Here is a 13,430-nt window from a genome sequence, read left to right on the forward strand (position 1 = left end):
GGTCAGCCCTCGTTGAGAGGATGCAGCACGTCGTTCTCGATCACCTGGCGGCTCCTCGGGTCCGACCACAGCCCGTGGGAGGCCATCAGCAGTGCGTTCAGCAGCTGGTCGCTGGCGAGTTCCGCGCCCTGCCGGCGCTGCTTGGCGACGAACCGCGCGATGACGTCCGCCCGTACGGCCTCGGGAAGGTTCTCCAGGCGGTCCGAGCCGGAGAAGTGGGCGGTCACCATGCCGGCGATCTTCTCGTCACTGGGGGCCGCGATCTCCAGGCGCAGACAGCGCCGCAGGAACGCCGGCGGGAACTCCCTCTCCGAGTTGCTGGTGAGCACCATCAGCGGGAACTGCGCACAGCGCACCACACCGCCGCGCACGGTGACCCAGGCTCCGCTGTCGGCGGACATGATGCTCGTCGGCGTCTCGCCCAGCCGGGACAGTTCGGGAATGGTGAACTCGCCTTCCTCGAACACGTTCAGCAGATCGTTCGGCAGGTCGATGTCGCTCTTGTCGATCTCGTCCACGAGCAGCACCCGCGGGAACCGCCACGGCAGCAGCGCGGTGCCGAGCGGACCGAGACGCAGGTACGGCCCGATGTCCGGGGGCGCGGCCGCCTCCGTCTCGCCGGCGGACCGGAACCGGAGCCCGGCTTCCTGAAGCCGCCCGATCGCGTCGTAGTGGTAGAGGCCGTCCTGCAGGGTCGAGCGGCTGGTGATCGGCCAGCGCAGGACCGGACCCAGCCCCAGCTCCCGCGCGATGCTGTACGCCAGTGTCGACTTGCCGACTCCCGGCCGTCCGGTGACCAGCAGCGGCCGGCGCAGGTACAGCGCCAGGTTGACCAGGTGGATCTCCCGCTCGTCGGCCCGGTAGGCGGCCGCCTGGCGGACCCGGCCGAGCTTGCGCTCGGACAGCGCGTCGCCGTGACGGGGAGGCCGCGGCAGTTCCGCGTCGCTGTCGAGCGCGTCGAACGCGCGCCAGGGTGGGGGATCGGGCAGCCTGCGGATGCCGTCGTGCGGCTGCCCCGTGCCCTGGTAGATCCACCAGGGCGCCGGTGTCAGATCGCCGGCCGCGGACGTCGTCCCGGCGGAGTCGTCCGGATTCCCGCGCTCGTCACTGCTCATCCGACCCCCTGATACATCCTGTGCTGGAGTTCCGCCACGCAGTTCGGGTCGTCCCACAGCAGCGTGATGTGACGCCCGAGGTCGTTCGGAGTACCGGTCTCGGCCGCCTCGCGCAGGCTCTGGGTGCCCACGGGGAGTTCGTCGAGCCGGCTCAGTTCACGGCCCCGCAGCGCCGTGTCGAGTTCACAGGGGTCCCCGTCGTCCCGCCGCCACACCAGCACGGGGATGCCCTTCGCCACGGCCTCCTCGATGGCCTGTCGCGCAAGGGCGTCCGGATGGCCGTAGGCGAAGCCGACACCTACGCACGCCAGCGAGGAGTGCGCCTTCAGCCACCGGGTGACCTCACCCACGCTGCTGAACTGGAGCGACGGGAAGCGGCGGGCACCCCCCGCCGGCAGGGGCCGGTCCTCGAGGTGGGTCATCCAGCCGATGTGGTCGGTGGCGCTCGCGGGCGGCGGACCGCCCTGCGCGGCGAGTTCGTCCCAGCGCCTGCGCCACATCGCGTGCATCCAGAAGTTCTTGTGCCGGTCCAGCGAGCGCACGACCACCGGGTACTGGTGCCCGAGCACGTACGGGGCCACCGTCCACAGGTCGACGGCGTGATCCAGCAGCGACCAGGGGAGGAGGAACTCGAAGCGCACCCGGGTGCGGTAGTCCCGTATCTCGTAGGCCAGGTCTCCCCAGCCGGTCAGGAGGCGGCTGCCGTGCCGGAGCAACTCCTCCTCGGTCACCTTCCGGGGGTCCACCCAGGCGTCCAGCTCTCTGAGGGAACCCTCCTCGTGGCTGTAGAAGGCTCCGTGCACCTGGTAGCGAGGCGTCTCGGACGGCGCGGCCTCCACCTCCTCCAGCCGGAGCTGGACGACGATCTCCGCCGGGCGCAGCCGCGGTACGGCGGCCGGCGGGGGCCCGCCCGCCACTTCCAGCAGCGCGGAGGCCGCCGGCTCGGGCACATCCTGGGCGAGGAGCCGCAGGAAGCGGTGGATCGCCGGCCGCGTACCCGGCCCCCGCTGGGCGTCGTTCAGCCGCTCCAGCGCCCGGAAGAGATCGGTGGGACCGGCCAGCGGGACGTTCAGCCGGGCGGCGCGGCACGCGTCCGCGTACCGCGCGACCTCCAGTGACTCCGGCAGCCTCTCGGTCTTCCGCAACGCCGTGAAGATCCGGTGCATCCTCTCCGTGCCGAGGATGCCGGGCGAGACGACGGCGCGGACGCACAGGCCGAACCAGGCGACCGCGCGTTCGTTGCCCCGCCGGTCCTGGAGGAAGGCGTCGACGGCGGCCAGCGCCGTGCGCGGCTCACGGTACGTGCGGCAGGCGTGCACCAGCTCCGCGATGTCGTCCTCACCGCGAGGTCCGTGCGCGGGCGACTTCCAGTCGGGCAGGTCGGCCCGGTGATGCAGCGACCGCAGCAGCTCGCGCCGGAAATCGGCGTTGCCGCGCATGTCGTCGACGTCCGTCAGGGCCGTCCGCAGGACCTGGGAGACGGTGTCGTCCCAGGCGCCCGCCGGGCGGGTCCGCCCTCCGTCGTCGACCGGTGCGCACTGTTCCACGTCTGTTCCCCGTAGCTCCACCATCAGGACCCGGCCGCCTCAGAGCCCCAGCACCTCACGCAACCGCACGAGCGCCTGCTCGTTCGGGCGCAGATCCGCCATCACCTCGTACAGCGCCCGGAGCGCGGAGGACGGTTCGCGGCTCTGCCGCAGGCCGCGCGCGATCAGCATCAGGTGGTCCCGGGCCATGGTCTGCTCCGGGATGCCGAGGGGGTGCTCCAGGGCCAGCCTGTCCTGCACCATGGCGAGGACGGTGCGGCGGAACTCCAGCCCCGCCATGCCGGTGAACGCCTCCAGCGCGTCGGCGACCCGCACATCGCAGGACGGATCACGGGCGGGAGCGGCCGGTGCGGAGCGGGGCGCGGCGGGCCGGTGCCGTACGAACTCCGTGATCACGGCCATGACGGCCGCCGCGGCATGGGCGGCGGCCCGCTCCTGGTACCCCTGCCGGTCGGTGTCGTACTTGCTGCCGTCGGCACGGTCGCTGATGCCGCGGATCGCCAGGTGCGGGCAGTCCGCCAGGTGCGCGGCGTGCGCGAAACCGGCGCTCTCCATCTCGATGGCGACCGCGTCGTTGTAGGTGTGGTGGAGCTGCTCGCGCAGCGCGCACTCGGCCGAGTTCAGCAGCACGTCCCCCGAGGCCAGGGGTCTGAAGTGCACCTTCGGCGCGGCCGGGGGAGCGGGGAGACCGGTGATCACCCGGTCGGTCCAGCGTGACGTGCCGCGGCGCAGCGCGGACCGGGCGGCCTGTTCGAGAGCGTGCGCCGGCCGCAGGCTGTCGGGCCGGGCCAGGAAGCCGTCGGACACCACCTTGCCGCCGCCGTAGGCGTGCACCTTGGGCGCCACGACGACGTCGCCCAGGGCGAGTTCGTCCTTGAGGCCGCCCGCGATGCCGACGAAGAACAGTGCCTCGGGCTCCAGCCAGGTCGCGATCCGCTCGGTCAGCGCGGCCGCGGTGCGCCCGCCCTCGCCGCACTCCGCGATCGCCACGGGCCACGGGCACCCGGGTAACCCGCCGACCTCGATCAGGGTGCCGAGCCTGTGGGCGCGGGTCTCGGGCCGTACCAGATGAGCGCGGACGGCCTCGTACTCCTCCGGGAGCGCCGTCAGCACCGCCGCCATGCGTTCCGCGTCCGCCACCACGCCCCCCGGGTCTCGGTCCGGAGGCTCAACCTAGTGCATACGGCGAGGCCACACCCCGACTTGTCACCAGATCACCGCCGATCCGGGACCGCCCGGGGCCGCCCCCGGCGGCCGCCTGGCGTGGGTCAGGTCACATATGACCTGATTCGCACACCCTCCCGACCGTGCCCGGCGCCGGGCTACCGTTGCGTCGAGCCCCTGTACCCCTTCGCATCGGACGGCCCGGCTGTGCTCACTGACCTGTCTCCCCTGATCGCCGCGACGGCACGCTGGCTGACGGTGGCCTACCCGCCGTCCGGCGGCGCGCTGGCCTCCGCGCTGTGCGAGGCGCAGGCCCGGCAGGCGGTGACGGTCGCCGCCTGGCTGCGCTATCCCACCGAGATCGACGCCGGCCTGGTCACCATGGCGGGCCCCGGCGGCACGGCCCGCCTCGACTGGATCACCGGGGCCGAGCCGGCCGGCGACCACCCGGCCGAGGAGTGGGCCTGGCGGACCTGGGTGGACGAGGTCGTGGCCAGCTGGGCCGCCGCGCTGCTCACCGACGCCGAACTGGCCGGGCTGGCCGTCGCCGGACTGGCCGGGAGCGAGCACACCACGGGGCCGGCCGAGTTCCGCCGGCTGCTCACCCCGGACGACGCCGACCGCCGCGCCGCGGCCCTGCTCCGCCACCCCGACCTGCTGGCCCCGGTCGCCGGACTGCACCGCGCCCAGCTCCTCACCCGCCTGGACCCCGGCCGCTCCCTCGCGGCCTGAACGCCGACGCGGCCGGGGGCCTTCGGGGGCGGGCCCCTTCGCGTGTCCGCTGGGCCCCTTCGCGTGTCCGCTGGGGCGTCGCGGAGACGCCGACTGCCCGGTCTAGAAGGCCGTTCCCCGTCCCGGCCGGCACGGTGTCGCACGCCCCCGCACGGGTACTGCGGACCTGACGCGCGAGCCGGCCGCCGGAGCGGTGCGACCCTGCGGCCCGGCCGCCCCGGATCCGTGCCGCACCCGCTCGGGTACAGGCGGCCGGCATCCGCTCGCCGTGGGGAAAGGCTCGGCCATGACCTTCAAGAATCCCGTTCACCGCGGCGGCCCGCGTCGCAGCCGGTTCGACCAGTTCGCTGAGTACGCGTCGAACTTCACCAGCTCGCCGCTGTTCTTCCTGTTCTGCCTGCTGCTGGTCGGCTTCTTCATCGCCGCCCACATCGCCCATCTGCGGTCCCAGCTGCTGCTGCTCGCGGGCGAGTCCATGACGGCGGTCACCCTGCTGCTCCTGGCACTGCTGAAGAACGCCGAGATGCGCGCCGAGCACGCGATCCAGCGCAAGCTCGACGCGATCGCCGCCGCCCTGCTGGAGGCGCACCGGGACGACGGGGGCCAGGCGTTCGAGGACCTGCGGAATGCGATCCGGATGGAGGAAGAGACCTGAGCGGGACCGGCGAAACGCCGCGGCGGTCCTTCCCGGCACCCCCGCGAGCGACGACCATGCCGTGTCATGAACATTCTGCTCGTCGCCAGCGCGTTCAACAGCCTCTCCCAGCGCCTGTACGCCGAACTGTCGGACCACGGGCACCAGGTGGACGTCGTCCTCGCCGCGCACGGCCCCGACCCGGTCCGGGCCGCCGTGCACGAACTGCGCCCGGACCTCGTCGTCGCGCCGATGCTTCGGACGGCCCTGCCCGAGGACGTGTGGCGGGAGCGGACCTGCCTGATCGTGCACCCCGGCCCGCCCGGTGACCGCGGCCCGTCCTCCCTGGACTGGGCCATCGACGGCCGGGCGGAGCAGTGGGGCGTGACCGTCCTGCAGGCCGAGGCCGGGATGGACGCGGGCCCCGTCTGGGCGGCCGAGCCGTTCCCCGTGCCCCCCGTCGGCAAGAGCGACCTCTACCGCAACGAGGCCTCCGACGCGGCCGTCACCGCCGTCCTGACGGCCGTACGGCGCTACGCCGAAGGCGCCTACAAGCCGCTCCCGCAGACCGACGCGTCGGTCACCGTCGTCTGGCGCGACTTCTTCCGGCAGGAGCGGCGCCGGATCGACTGGGAACACGACGACACCGAGACGGTGCTGCGGCGGCTCCGCGGCGCCGACTCGCAGCCGGGCGTCCTGGACGAACTCCTCGGCCGCGAGGTGTTCCTGCACGGCGGGCACGGCGAGGACCGGCTGCGCGGCCGTCCCGGCGCCCTGCTGGCCCAGCGCGCGGGCGCCGTCTGCCGGGCCACCCGCGACGGCGCCGTCTGGATTCCGGAACTGCGCCCCCGCAGGAACTCCGGCGACCCGGCGCCCTTCCGCCGGCCGGCCGCATCGGTCATCGCCGCGTACGAACCCGGTCTCCGCCTCCCGGAGGACCCCGCTCCGCTGGAGCTGCCGCCCGGCCGGCGCACCTGGACGGACATCCGCTACCAACAGCGCGGCGACGTCGGCTTCCTCACCTTCTCCTTCCCGGGCGGCGCGATGAGCACCGACCAGTGCCGCAGACTGCTCGCCGCCTACCAGCACGCGCTCACCCGGCCCACCCGCGTCCTCGTCCTGGGCGGCACCCGCGACTTCTTCTCCAACGGCATCCACCTCAACGTGGTCGAGGCCGCCCCCGACCCGGCCCAGGAGTCCTGGACCAACCTCAACGCCATGGACGACCTGGTGGAGGCCGTGCTGCGCACCACCGACCGGCTGGTGGTGGCCGCCCTCGGCGGCAACGCGGCGGCCGGCGGCGCCATGCTGGCCCTCGCCGCCGACCAGGTGTGGTGCCGCACCGGCGTCGTCCTCAACCCGCACTACCGCCGCATGGGCCTGTACGGCTCCGAGTTCTGGACGTACACCCTGCCGCGCCGCGTCGGACCGGAGCAGGCCCGCCGGCTGACCACCGAGGCGCTGCCGGTCAGTGCCGCGTCCGCCGAGCGGCTCGGCCTCGTGGACCGCCTCGTACCGGCCGCACCCGGGGAGTTCCCGGCCGAGGTGGAGCGGCTGGCGGCCGGCCTCGCCGCCGCCCCGGACCTGGACCGGCGGCTCGCCGCCAAGGCCGCGGCCCGCGCCGCGGACGAGCGGACATGGCCCCTCGCCTGCTACCGGGAGGACGAACTGGCCCGCATGCACGCCATCTTCTTCGACCCCGAGGCCCCGTACCACGCCCTGCGCTCGGCCTTCGTCCGCAAGACCCCGGGCGGCTCACCCCGGCCCCTCGCCCCGGTCGCCCTCGCCCCGGCCGGCGGAGACCTCCGTTGACGCCGCGGCTCCTGGTGGCCGGCGTCGGCAACATCTTCCTCGCCGACGACGCCTTCGGCCCCGAGGTGATCCGCGCCCTGGAACACCGTCCGCTGCCGCCCGGGGCACGGGTCCACGACTACGGCATCCGCGGCCTGGACCTCGCCTACGACCTGCTGTCCGGCTACGCCACCGCCGTCCTGGTCGACGCGGCCCCGCGCGGGCACCGCCCCGGCACCCTCTCCCTCGTCGAGGCCGAGCCCCCGGACGGCACCGTCCCGCCCGAGGCCCACGGCATGGACCCGGCGAAGGTGCTGGCCCTGGCCGCCCACCTGGGCGACGAGCCGCTGCCCCGGGTCCTCGTCCTGGCCTGCGAACCCGCGGTGCTGCCCAGCGACGACGACCTCCTGCCGGGGCTCAGCACCCCGGTGCGGGACGCCGTCGACCGGGCCGTGGACGCGCTGCACACGCTCGTCCCCGCCCTGCTCGCCGACCCCGACGGGCCCCTGCCCCCGTTGGGCCGCCCGATGGAATCCGGGACCGCGCACGCGGCTGCGCTGCCCGGCACGGCGCCCCCCACGGCCGAAGATCGGTGAGACCCCGGGCCGCACCCGATGCGGCCCGGGCCCCGTCACCGCATCCGAGGAGCAGCGCCCATGTGCCGGTCCGACCTCAGACAGGCCGTCCTGGCCAAGAACGACGGCCTGGCCGAGAGCCTGCGCGACGACCTCGCCCGGCAGGGCGTGACCCTCGTCAACCTGCTGTCCAGCCCGGGCAGCGGCAAGACCGAACTCCTCGCCCGGGTGCTGGCCCGGGCGGGGGAGCGGGGCGTACCGGTGGCCGCGCTCACCGCGGACCTGGCGACCGAGAACGACGCCACCCGGCTGGCCCGCTCCGGCGCGCCCGTCCGGCAGCTGCTCACCGACGGACTGTGCCACCTGGAGGCCCGCCAGGTCCGCGCCCGGCTCGCGGACTGGCTGCCGGCGGACACCTCCGTGCTCTTCGTGGAGAACGTCGGCAACCTGGTCTGCCCGGCCGCGTACGACCTCGGGGAGACCCTGCGGATCGTGCTGATGGCGGTCACCGAGGGCGAGGACAAGCCGCTGAAGTACCCGACCGCGTTCGGCTCCGCCCATCTCGTCGTGATCACCAAGACCGACCTGGCCGGACCGGCCGGCTTCGACGAGAGCCTCTTCCACGAGAACGTGCACCAGGTCAACCCCGGCGTCGAGATCATCCGGTCCTGCGCCCGCACCGGCACCGGCGTCGGCACCCTCCTCGACCGAGCCCTCGCCGCCCGCGACGGCGCCCCACCGCACCGCCCCCCGCTCGCCCCCCACCCACACCACCACCCGGCGTCCGCCCCCGCGCCGGACTCACACCACCACCCGGCGCCCGATGCCGTAGCGGACTCGCACCCCCATCCGGCGTCCGCTCCGGTCCCCGACTCGCACCCGCACCCCCGCCCGGCGTCCGCCCCCGCCTCGTGACCGCGTCCGCCGCCGGTCCGGTCCGTCGTCGGATCACCGTGCGTGGCACGGTGCAGGGCGTCGGCTTCCGGCCCTACGTCCACCGCCTCGCCGCCGGGTTCGCGCTCGCCGGGTTCGTGAGCAACACCGCGGAGGGCGTGCTCATCGAGGTCGAGGGTCCGCCGGAGGAGGTGGACCGGTTCGCGGGCCGGCTCACCGAGCAGCCGCCCCCACTCGCGACCGTGACCGGCGTCGGCAGCGAGGACGTCCCCGCCACCGGTGCCACCGGCCCCTTCGCCATCCGCCCCACCGAGCGGTCACCGGGCCGCACCCAGCTCCCGCCCGACACCGCGACCTGCGCCGACTGCCTGCGCGAACTGGCCGACCCCGGCGACCGCCGGCACCGCCACCCCTTCGTCACCTGCACCCACTGCGGCCCCCGTTTCACTATTGCCACCGGGATGCCGTACGACCGCCCGGCCACCACCATGGCCGGCTTCCCGATGTGTCCCGCCTGCGCCCGCGAGTACGGTGACCCGGCCGACCGCCGCTTCCACGCCCAGCCCGTCGCCTGCCCCGACTGCGGCCCGCGGCTCGCCCTCGTCCCGGCCGCCGGTTTGGGAGTCCGCCCGGCCCGGGACGCCGAGGCCCTCGCCACGGCGCGGGCGCTGCTCGCCGCCGGGCGGATCGTCGCCGTGAAGGGCGTCGGCGGCTACCACCTGGCCTGCGACGCCACCGACGCCCGGGCCGTCGACACCCTGCGCGCCCGCAAGGAACGGGGCGGCAAGGCCTTCGCGGTGATGTGCGCCGATCCGGAGACGGCGGAGCGGATCGCGGTGGTGTCCGCCGCCGAGCGGGCCGCGCTCACCAGCGCCCGGCGCCCCATCGTCCTGCTGCGCAGACGCACCTCCGGCGACGGACCCCGCCTGGCCGCCGGGGTCTGCCCGGGCAGCCCGCACGTCGGTCTGCTGCTGCCCTACACCCCCGTACACACCCTGCTTTTCGGGCTGCCCGGCGATCCGCCCGGCCCCCGGGCGCTGGTCATGACCAGCGGCAACCGCTCCGGCGAGCCCATCGTCACCGACGACACCGAGGCACTGACCCGGCTGGCGGGACTCGCCGACGCCTGGCTCACCCACGACCGGCCCATCGCCTGCCCGTGCGACGACTCCCTGCTGCGCGTCCGCCCCGACGGCACCGCACAGGTCCTGCGGCGCTCCCGCGGTCACGTGCCCCGCCCGCTGCGCCTCCCGCTCCCGGTCCGGCCCACGCTCGCGGTCGGCGGCGACCTGAAGAACGCCCCCTGCCTGGGCGAGGGCGACCACGCCTGGTTCGGCCCGCACATCGGGGACATGGGAGAGCTGGCCGCCCTGGACGCCGCCGACCGGGCCGTACGGCACCTCAGCCGCCTCACCGGAGTCACGCCCGGGCGGGTCGCCGCCGACCGCCACCCCGGGTACCACTCGACCCGCCGGGCCGCCCGGCTCGGCCTCGGCGAACCGGTGCGGGTCCAGCACCACCACGCTCACATCGCCTCGGCGATGGCCGAACACGGCCTCGACGGCACCACCCCCGTGATCGGCGTCGCCTTCGACGGCACCGGATACGGCGACGACGGCACGGTGTGGGGCGGCGAGATCCTCCTCGCCGACTACACCGGCTACCGGCGCCTCGCCCGCCTGACCCCCGCCCCCCTGCCCGGCGGCGACGCCGGCGTGGCCAACCCCTGCCGGCTGGCCCTGGCCCGGCTGTGGGCTGCGGGACTGCCCTGGACGCCGGGCCTGCCCAGCGTCGACGCCTGCACGGAGACCGAACTCACCGTACTGAAGCGGCAGTTGAGCCGTCAGCTGGCCTGTGTGCCGACCTCCAGCATGGGCCGGCTCTTCGACGCGGTGTCCTCCCTGGTGGGGCTGTGCCAGCGCGCCGGATACGAGGCGCAGGCGGCGCTGGAGCTGGAGGCGGCGGCGCTGGAGGCGAGGGACGCGGACGCGGGGGCGTACCCGTTCGGGTTCCCCGCCGGCGGACGGGACATGGACCCGGCCCCCACCCTCCGCGCGCTGCTGGACGACCAGGCCCGCCACACCCCCGTACCCGTCATGGCCGCCCGCTTCCACCGGGGCGTGGCCCGCGCCGTGGCCCATGTCTGCCGCCGGGCCCGTGCGGAGACCGGCCTCACCACCGTCGCCCTCACCGGCGGTGTCTTCGCCAACGCCCTGCTGGAGGAGGAGGCCGCCGTGCTGCTCACGACGGCCGGCTTCACCGTCCTCCGGCACGGCGAGGTCCCCCCGAACGACGGCGGTCTGGCACTCGGCCAGCTGATGGTCGCGGGAACAGCAGCCCACCACGAGACGGAGTGACCCATGTGTCTGGCAGTGCCCGGCAAGGTCGTGTCCATCGACCACCGTGCCGACCCGCTCACCGGCCTGATCGACTTCGGCGGCGTACGCAAACAGGCGTGCCTGGAGTACCTGCCCGACGTCCGGGTGGGGGAGTACGTCATCGTCCACGTCGGCTTCGCGCTGCAGCGCCTGGACGAGGAGTCCGCCCGGGCGTCCCTGGAGCTGTTCGGGCAACTGGGGCTCCTCGAGGAGGAGTTCGGCGACGCCTGGGAGCAAGCGGCGCGGCAGGAGAGCGGAAGTGAGACCCGGTGAAGTACATCGACGAGTTCAACGACCCGGAACTGGCGCGCCGGCTGCTGGACGAGATCCGGGCCACGGTCACCCGGCCCTGGGCCCTGATGGAGGTCTGCGGCGGCCAGACCCACTCCATCATCCGCCACGGCATCGACCAACTCCTGCCGGACGAGGTGGAGCTGATCCACGGCCCGGGCTGCCCGGTCTGTGTGACCCCGCTCGATGTCATCGACAAGGCGCTGGAGATCGCCGCGCGCCCCGGGGTGATCTTCTGCTCCTTCGGCGACATGCTGCGCGTGCCCGGCACCGGCCGGGACCTGTTCCGGGTCAAGGGCGAGGGCGGTGACGTACGCGTCGTCTACTCGCCGCTGGACGCCGTGGACCTGGCCCGCAAACACCCCGACCGGCAGGTGGTGTTCTTCGCCATCGGCTTCGAGACGACCGCCCCCGCCAACGCGATGGCCGTCCACCAGGCCCGCCGGCTGGGCCTCGCCAACTTCAGCCTGCTGGTGTCCCACGTCCGGGTCCCCCCGGCGATCGAGGCCATCATGACCGCCCCCGCCTGCCGGGTGCGGGGCTTCCTCGCCGCCGGGCACGTGTGCAGCGTGATGGGCACCGCCGAGTACCCGGACCTCGCCGAACGGCACCGCGTCCCGATCGTCGTCACCGGCTTCGAGCCGCTGGACATCCTCGAAGGCATCCGCCGCGCCGTCCACCAGCTGGAGCGCGGCGAGCACCGGGTGGAGAACGCCTACCCCCGCGCCGTACGCGAGCGGGGCAACCCGGCGGCCGTCCGCATGATCGAGGAGGTCTTCGAAGTCACCGACCGCAACTGGCGGGGCATCGGCCGCATCCCGGACAGCGGCTGGCGGCTCGCCGACGCCTTCCGCGCCTACGACGCCGAGCACCGCTTCGACGTCACCGGCATCCGCACCGAGGAACCCGCCGAGTGCCGCGCGGGCGAGGTCCTGCAGGGCCTGATCAAGCCCACCGACTGCGCGGCGTTCGGCACGACCTGCACCCCGCGCACCCCGCTCGGCGCCACCATGGTCTCCAGCGAGGGCGCCTGCGCCGCCTACTACCTGTACCGCAGGATGACCGACAGCCCGGCACCAGTGAGTTCCGCACAGGAGATGAACCCCGTTGGCTGACCTCGCCACCGAATCCCCCGAAGCGGCCGTCGACCCCGCGAACTGGACCTGCCCCGCCCCCCTGCGTGACCAGCCGGTCGTCGTCATGGGCCACGGCGGAGGCGGCGCCCTGTCGGCCGAGCTGATCCAGCAGGTCTTCGCCCCCGCGTACGGCAACCCCACCCTCGAAGCCCTGACCGACTCGGCCGTCCTCGACCTGGCCGGTGCCCGGCTGGCCTTCTCCACCGACTCCTACGTCGTACGCCCGCTGTTCTTCCCCGGCGGCAGCCTCGGCGACCTCGCCGTCAACGGCACCGTCAACGACCTGGCGATGAGCGGAGCCCGGCCCACCCATCTGTCCGCGGCCTTCATCCTGGAGGAGGGCGTGGAACTGGCCGTGCTCGCCCGCGTCGCCCGCGCCATGGGGGCCGCCGCCGAGGCCGCCGGTGTCACCATCGCCACCGGCGACACCAAGGTGGTCGAATCCGGGCACGGCGACGGCGTCTACGTCACCACCGCCGGCGTCGGCCTCGTCCCCGCGGGTGTCGACATCCGCCCGCAGCGCGCCCGGCCGGGCGACGCCGTCCTCGTCAGCGGCCCGATCGGCCTGCACGGGGTGGCCGTGATGAGCGTCCGGGAGGGCCTGGAGTTCGGTGTCGAGATCACCTCCGACACGGCACCGCTCGCGGACCTCGTGGCGGCCATGCTCGCGGTCACCCGGGACATCCACGTCCTGCGCGACCCGACCCGGGGTGGCCTCGGCGCCTCCCTGAACGAGATCGCCCGCGCCTCCGGCACCGGAGTCCGGTTGCGCGAGCGCGCCGTCCCGGTCCCGGAGGAGGTCGCGAACGCCTGCGGTTTCCTCGGCCTGGACCCGCTGTACGTCGCCAACGAGGGCCGGCTCGTCGCCTTCGTCCCCGCGGAGCACGCCGAGGCCGTCCTCGCGGCTATGCGCGCACATCCGCAGGGCACCGGCGCGGCCCTGATCGGCGAGTGCGTGGCCGACCACCCGGGGATGGTGGTCGTCGCCACCGCTCTGGGCGGCACCCGGGTGCTGGACCTGCCGCTGGGCGAGCAGCTTCCCCGGATCTGCTGAACCGCCCCCGGGCCCCCCCTCCAAGCGGGGACGGGAAAGGGCCTACGCCCCTTATCTCCCCCCCCCCTCCCCCCCGCCCCTCCTCTTCAGGTCCGTCGCCGCGCGGGCAACAACAAAAA

Annotated in this window: 12 protein-coding genes; 9 read left to right on the forward strand and 3 right to left on the reverse strand. The window is 74.3% G+C overall.

Features of this window, described 5'->3' with window-relative positions; all coding sequences use genetic code 11:
- Positions 1 to 2: 2 nt before the first annotated feature.
- From ACZ4U1_RS17295 to ACZ4U1_RS17305, 3 genes are read right to left on the reverse strand one after another with little or no spacing between them, the layout of a single operon-like run.
- Positions 3 to 1,115 (reverse strand): AAA family ATPase, encoded by a 1,113-nt coding sequence (locus tag ACZ4U1_RS17295; RefSeq protein WP_467904020.1) that lies wholly within the window; start codon positions 1,113 to 1,115, stop codon positions 3 to 5.
- Positions 1,112 to 2,662 (reverse strand): VMAP-C domain-containing protein, encoded by a 1,551-nt coding sequence (locus tag ACZ4U1_RS17300; RefSeq protein ID WP_467904022.1) that lies wholly within the window; start codon positions 2,660 to 2,662, stop codon positions 1,112 to 1,114. Before ACZ4U1_RS17300 ends, ACZ4U1_RS17295 begins: the two co-directional genes overlap by 4 nt.
- Before the next feature lie 39 nt (positions 2,663 to 2,701).
- A complete protein-coding gene (locus tag ACZ4U1_RS17305; protein WP_467904023.1) occupies positions 2,702 to 3,802 on the reverse strand; it encodes a 5'-methylthioadenosine/S-adenosylhomocysteine nucleosidase in 1,101 nt (366 codons plus the stop codon).
- 231 nt (positions 3,803 to 4,033) lie between these two features.
- Here ACZ4U1_RS17305 and ACZ4U1_RS17310 point away from each other — a divergent pair, with 231 nt between their 5' ends.
- The 9 genes from ACZ4U1_RS17310 (at position 4,034) to hypE (ending at position 13,311) form a co-directional block, all read left to right on the forward strand.
- Positions 4,034 to 4,558 carry a hypothetical protein gene (locus tag ACZ4U1_RS17310; protein ID WP_467904024.1) on the forward strand — a complete coding sequence of 175 codons (525 nt, stop codon included), beginning with the start codon at positions 4,034 to 4,036 and terminating at the stop codon, positions 4,556 to 4,558.
- Between the two features lie 286 nt (positions 4,559 to 4,844).
- Positions 4,845 to 5,213: a low affinity iron permease family protein gene (locus tag ACZ4U1_RS17315; RefSeq protein WP_467904025.1), complete on the forward strand. Its 369-nt coding sequence runs from the start codon at positions 4,845 to 4,847 to the stop codon at positions 5,211 to 5,213.
- Between the two features lie 66 nt (positions 5,214 to 5,279).
- Positions 5,280 to 7,004 carry a hydrogenase maturation protein gene (locus tag ACZ4U1_RS17320; RefSeq protein WP_467904027.1) on the forward strand — a complete coding sequence of 575 codons (1,725 nt, stop codon included), beginning with the start codon at positions 5,280 to 5,282 and terminating at the stop codon, positions 7,002 to 7,004.
- A complete protein-coding gene (locus tag ACZ4U1_RS17325) occupies positions 7,001 to 7,579 on the forward strand; it encodes a hydrogenase maturation protease (protein ID WP_467904029.1) in 579 nt (192 codons plus the stop codon). The genes ACZ4U1_RS17320 and ACZ4U1_RS17325 overlap by 4 nt, the downstream gene beginning before the upstream one ends.
- A 60-nt stretch (positions 7,580 to 7,639) precedes the next feature.
- Positions 7,640 to 8,473 (forward strand): hydrogenase nickel incorporation protein HypB, encoded by an 834-nt coding sequence (hypB, locus tag ACZ4U1_RS17330; protein WP_467904030.1) that lies wholly within the window; start codon positions 7,640 to 7,642, stop codon positions 8,471 to 8,473.
- On the forward strand, positions 8,470 to 10,809 hold the full coding sequence (gene hypF, locus ACZ4U1_RS17335; protein ID WP_467904032.1) for a carbamoyltransferase HypF: 2,340 nt from the start codon (positions 8,470 to 8,472) through the stop codon (positions 10,807 to 10,809). Before hypB ends, hypF begins: the two co-directional genes overlap by 4 nt.
- A 3-nt stretch (positions 10,810 to 10,812) precedes the next feature.
- Positions 10,813 to 11,103, forward strand: coding sequence for a HypC/HybG/HupF family hydrogenase formation chaperone (locus ACZ4U1_RS17340; RefSeq protein WP_059247216.1), 291 nt, complete (start codon positions 10,813 to 10,815; stop codon positions 11,101 to 11,103).
- Positions 11,100 to 12,236, forward strand: a complete 1,137-nt coding sequence (gene hypD / locus ACZ4U1_RS17345; protein WP_467904033.1) for a hydrogenase formation protein HypD — start codon at positions 11,100 to 11,102, stop codon at positions 12,234 to 12,236. The genes ACZ4U1_RS17340 and hypD overlap by 4 nt, the downstream gene beginning before the upstream one ends.
- Entirely contained in the window at positions 12,229 to 13,311 is a 1,083-nt protein-coding gene (hypE, locus tag ACZ4U1_RS17350; RefSeq protein WP_467904034.1) for a hydrogenase expression/formation protein HypE, read from the forward strand. The genes hypD and hypE overlap by 8 nt, the downstream gene beginning before the upstream one ends.
- The last annotated feature ends 119 nt before the right edge of the window (positions 13,312 to 13,430 follow it).

Source organism: Streptomyces sp. NPDC028928, from assembly GCF_055564915.1.

Coding starts and splice junctions, on each gene's coding strand:
- ACZ4U1_RS17295 (WP_467904020.1), bottom strand. CDS start 1,115: ATGAGCAGTGACGAGCGCGGGAATCCGGACGACTCCGCCGGGACGACG.
- ACZ4U1_RS17315 (WP_467904025.1), top strand. CDS start 4,845: ATGACCTTCAAGAATCCCGTTCACCGCGGCGGCCCGCGTCGCAGCCGG.
- ACZ4U1_RS17320 (WP_467904027.1), top strand. CDS start 5,280: ATGAACATTCTGCTCGTCGCCAGCGCGTTCAACAGCCTCTCCCAGCGC.
- hypB (WP_467904030.1), top strand. CDS start 7,640: ATGTGCCGGTCCGACCTCAGACAGGCCGTCCTGGCCAAGAACGACGGC.
- ACZ4U1_RS17340 (WP_059247216.1), top strand. CDS start 10,813: ATGTGTCTGGCAGTGCCCGGCAAGGTCGTGTCCATCGACCACCGTGCC.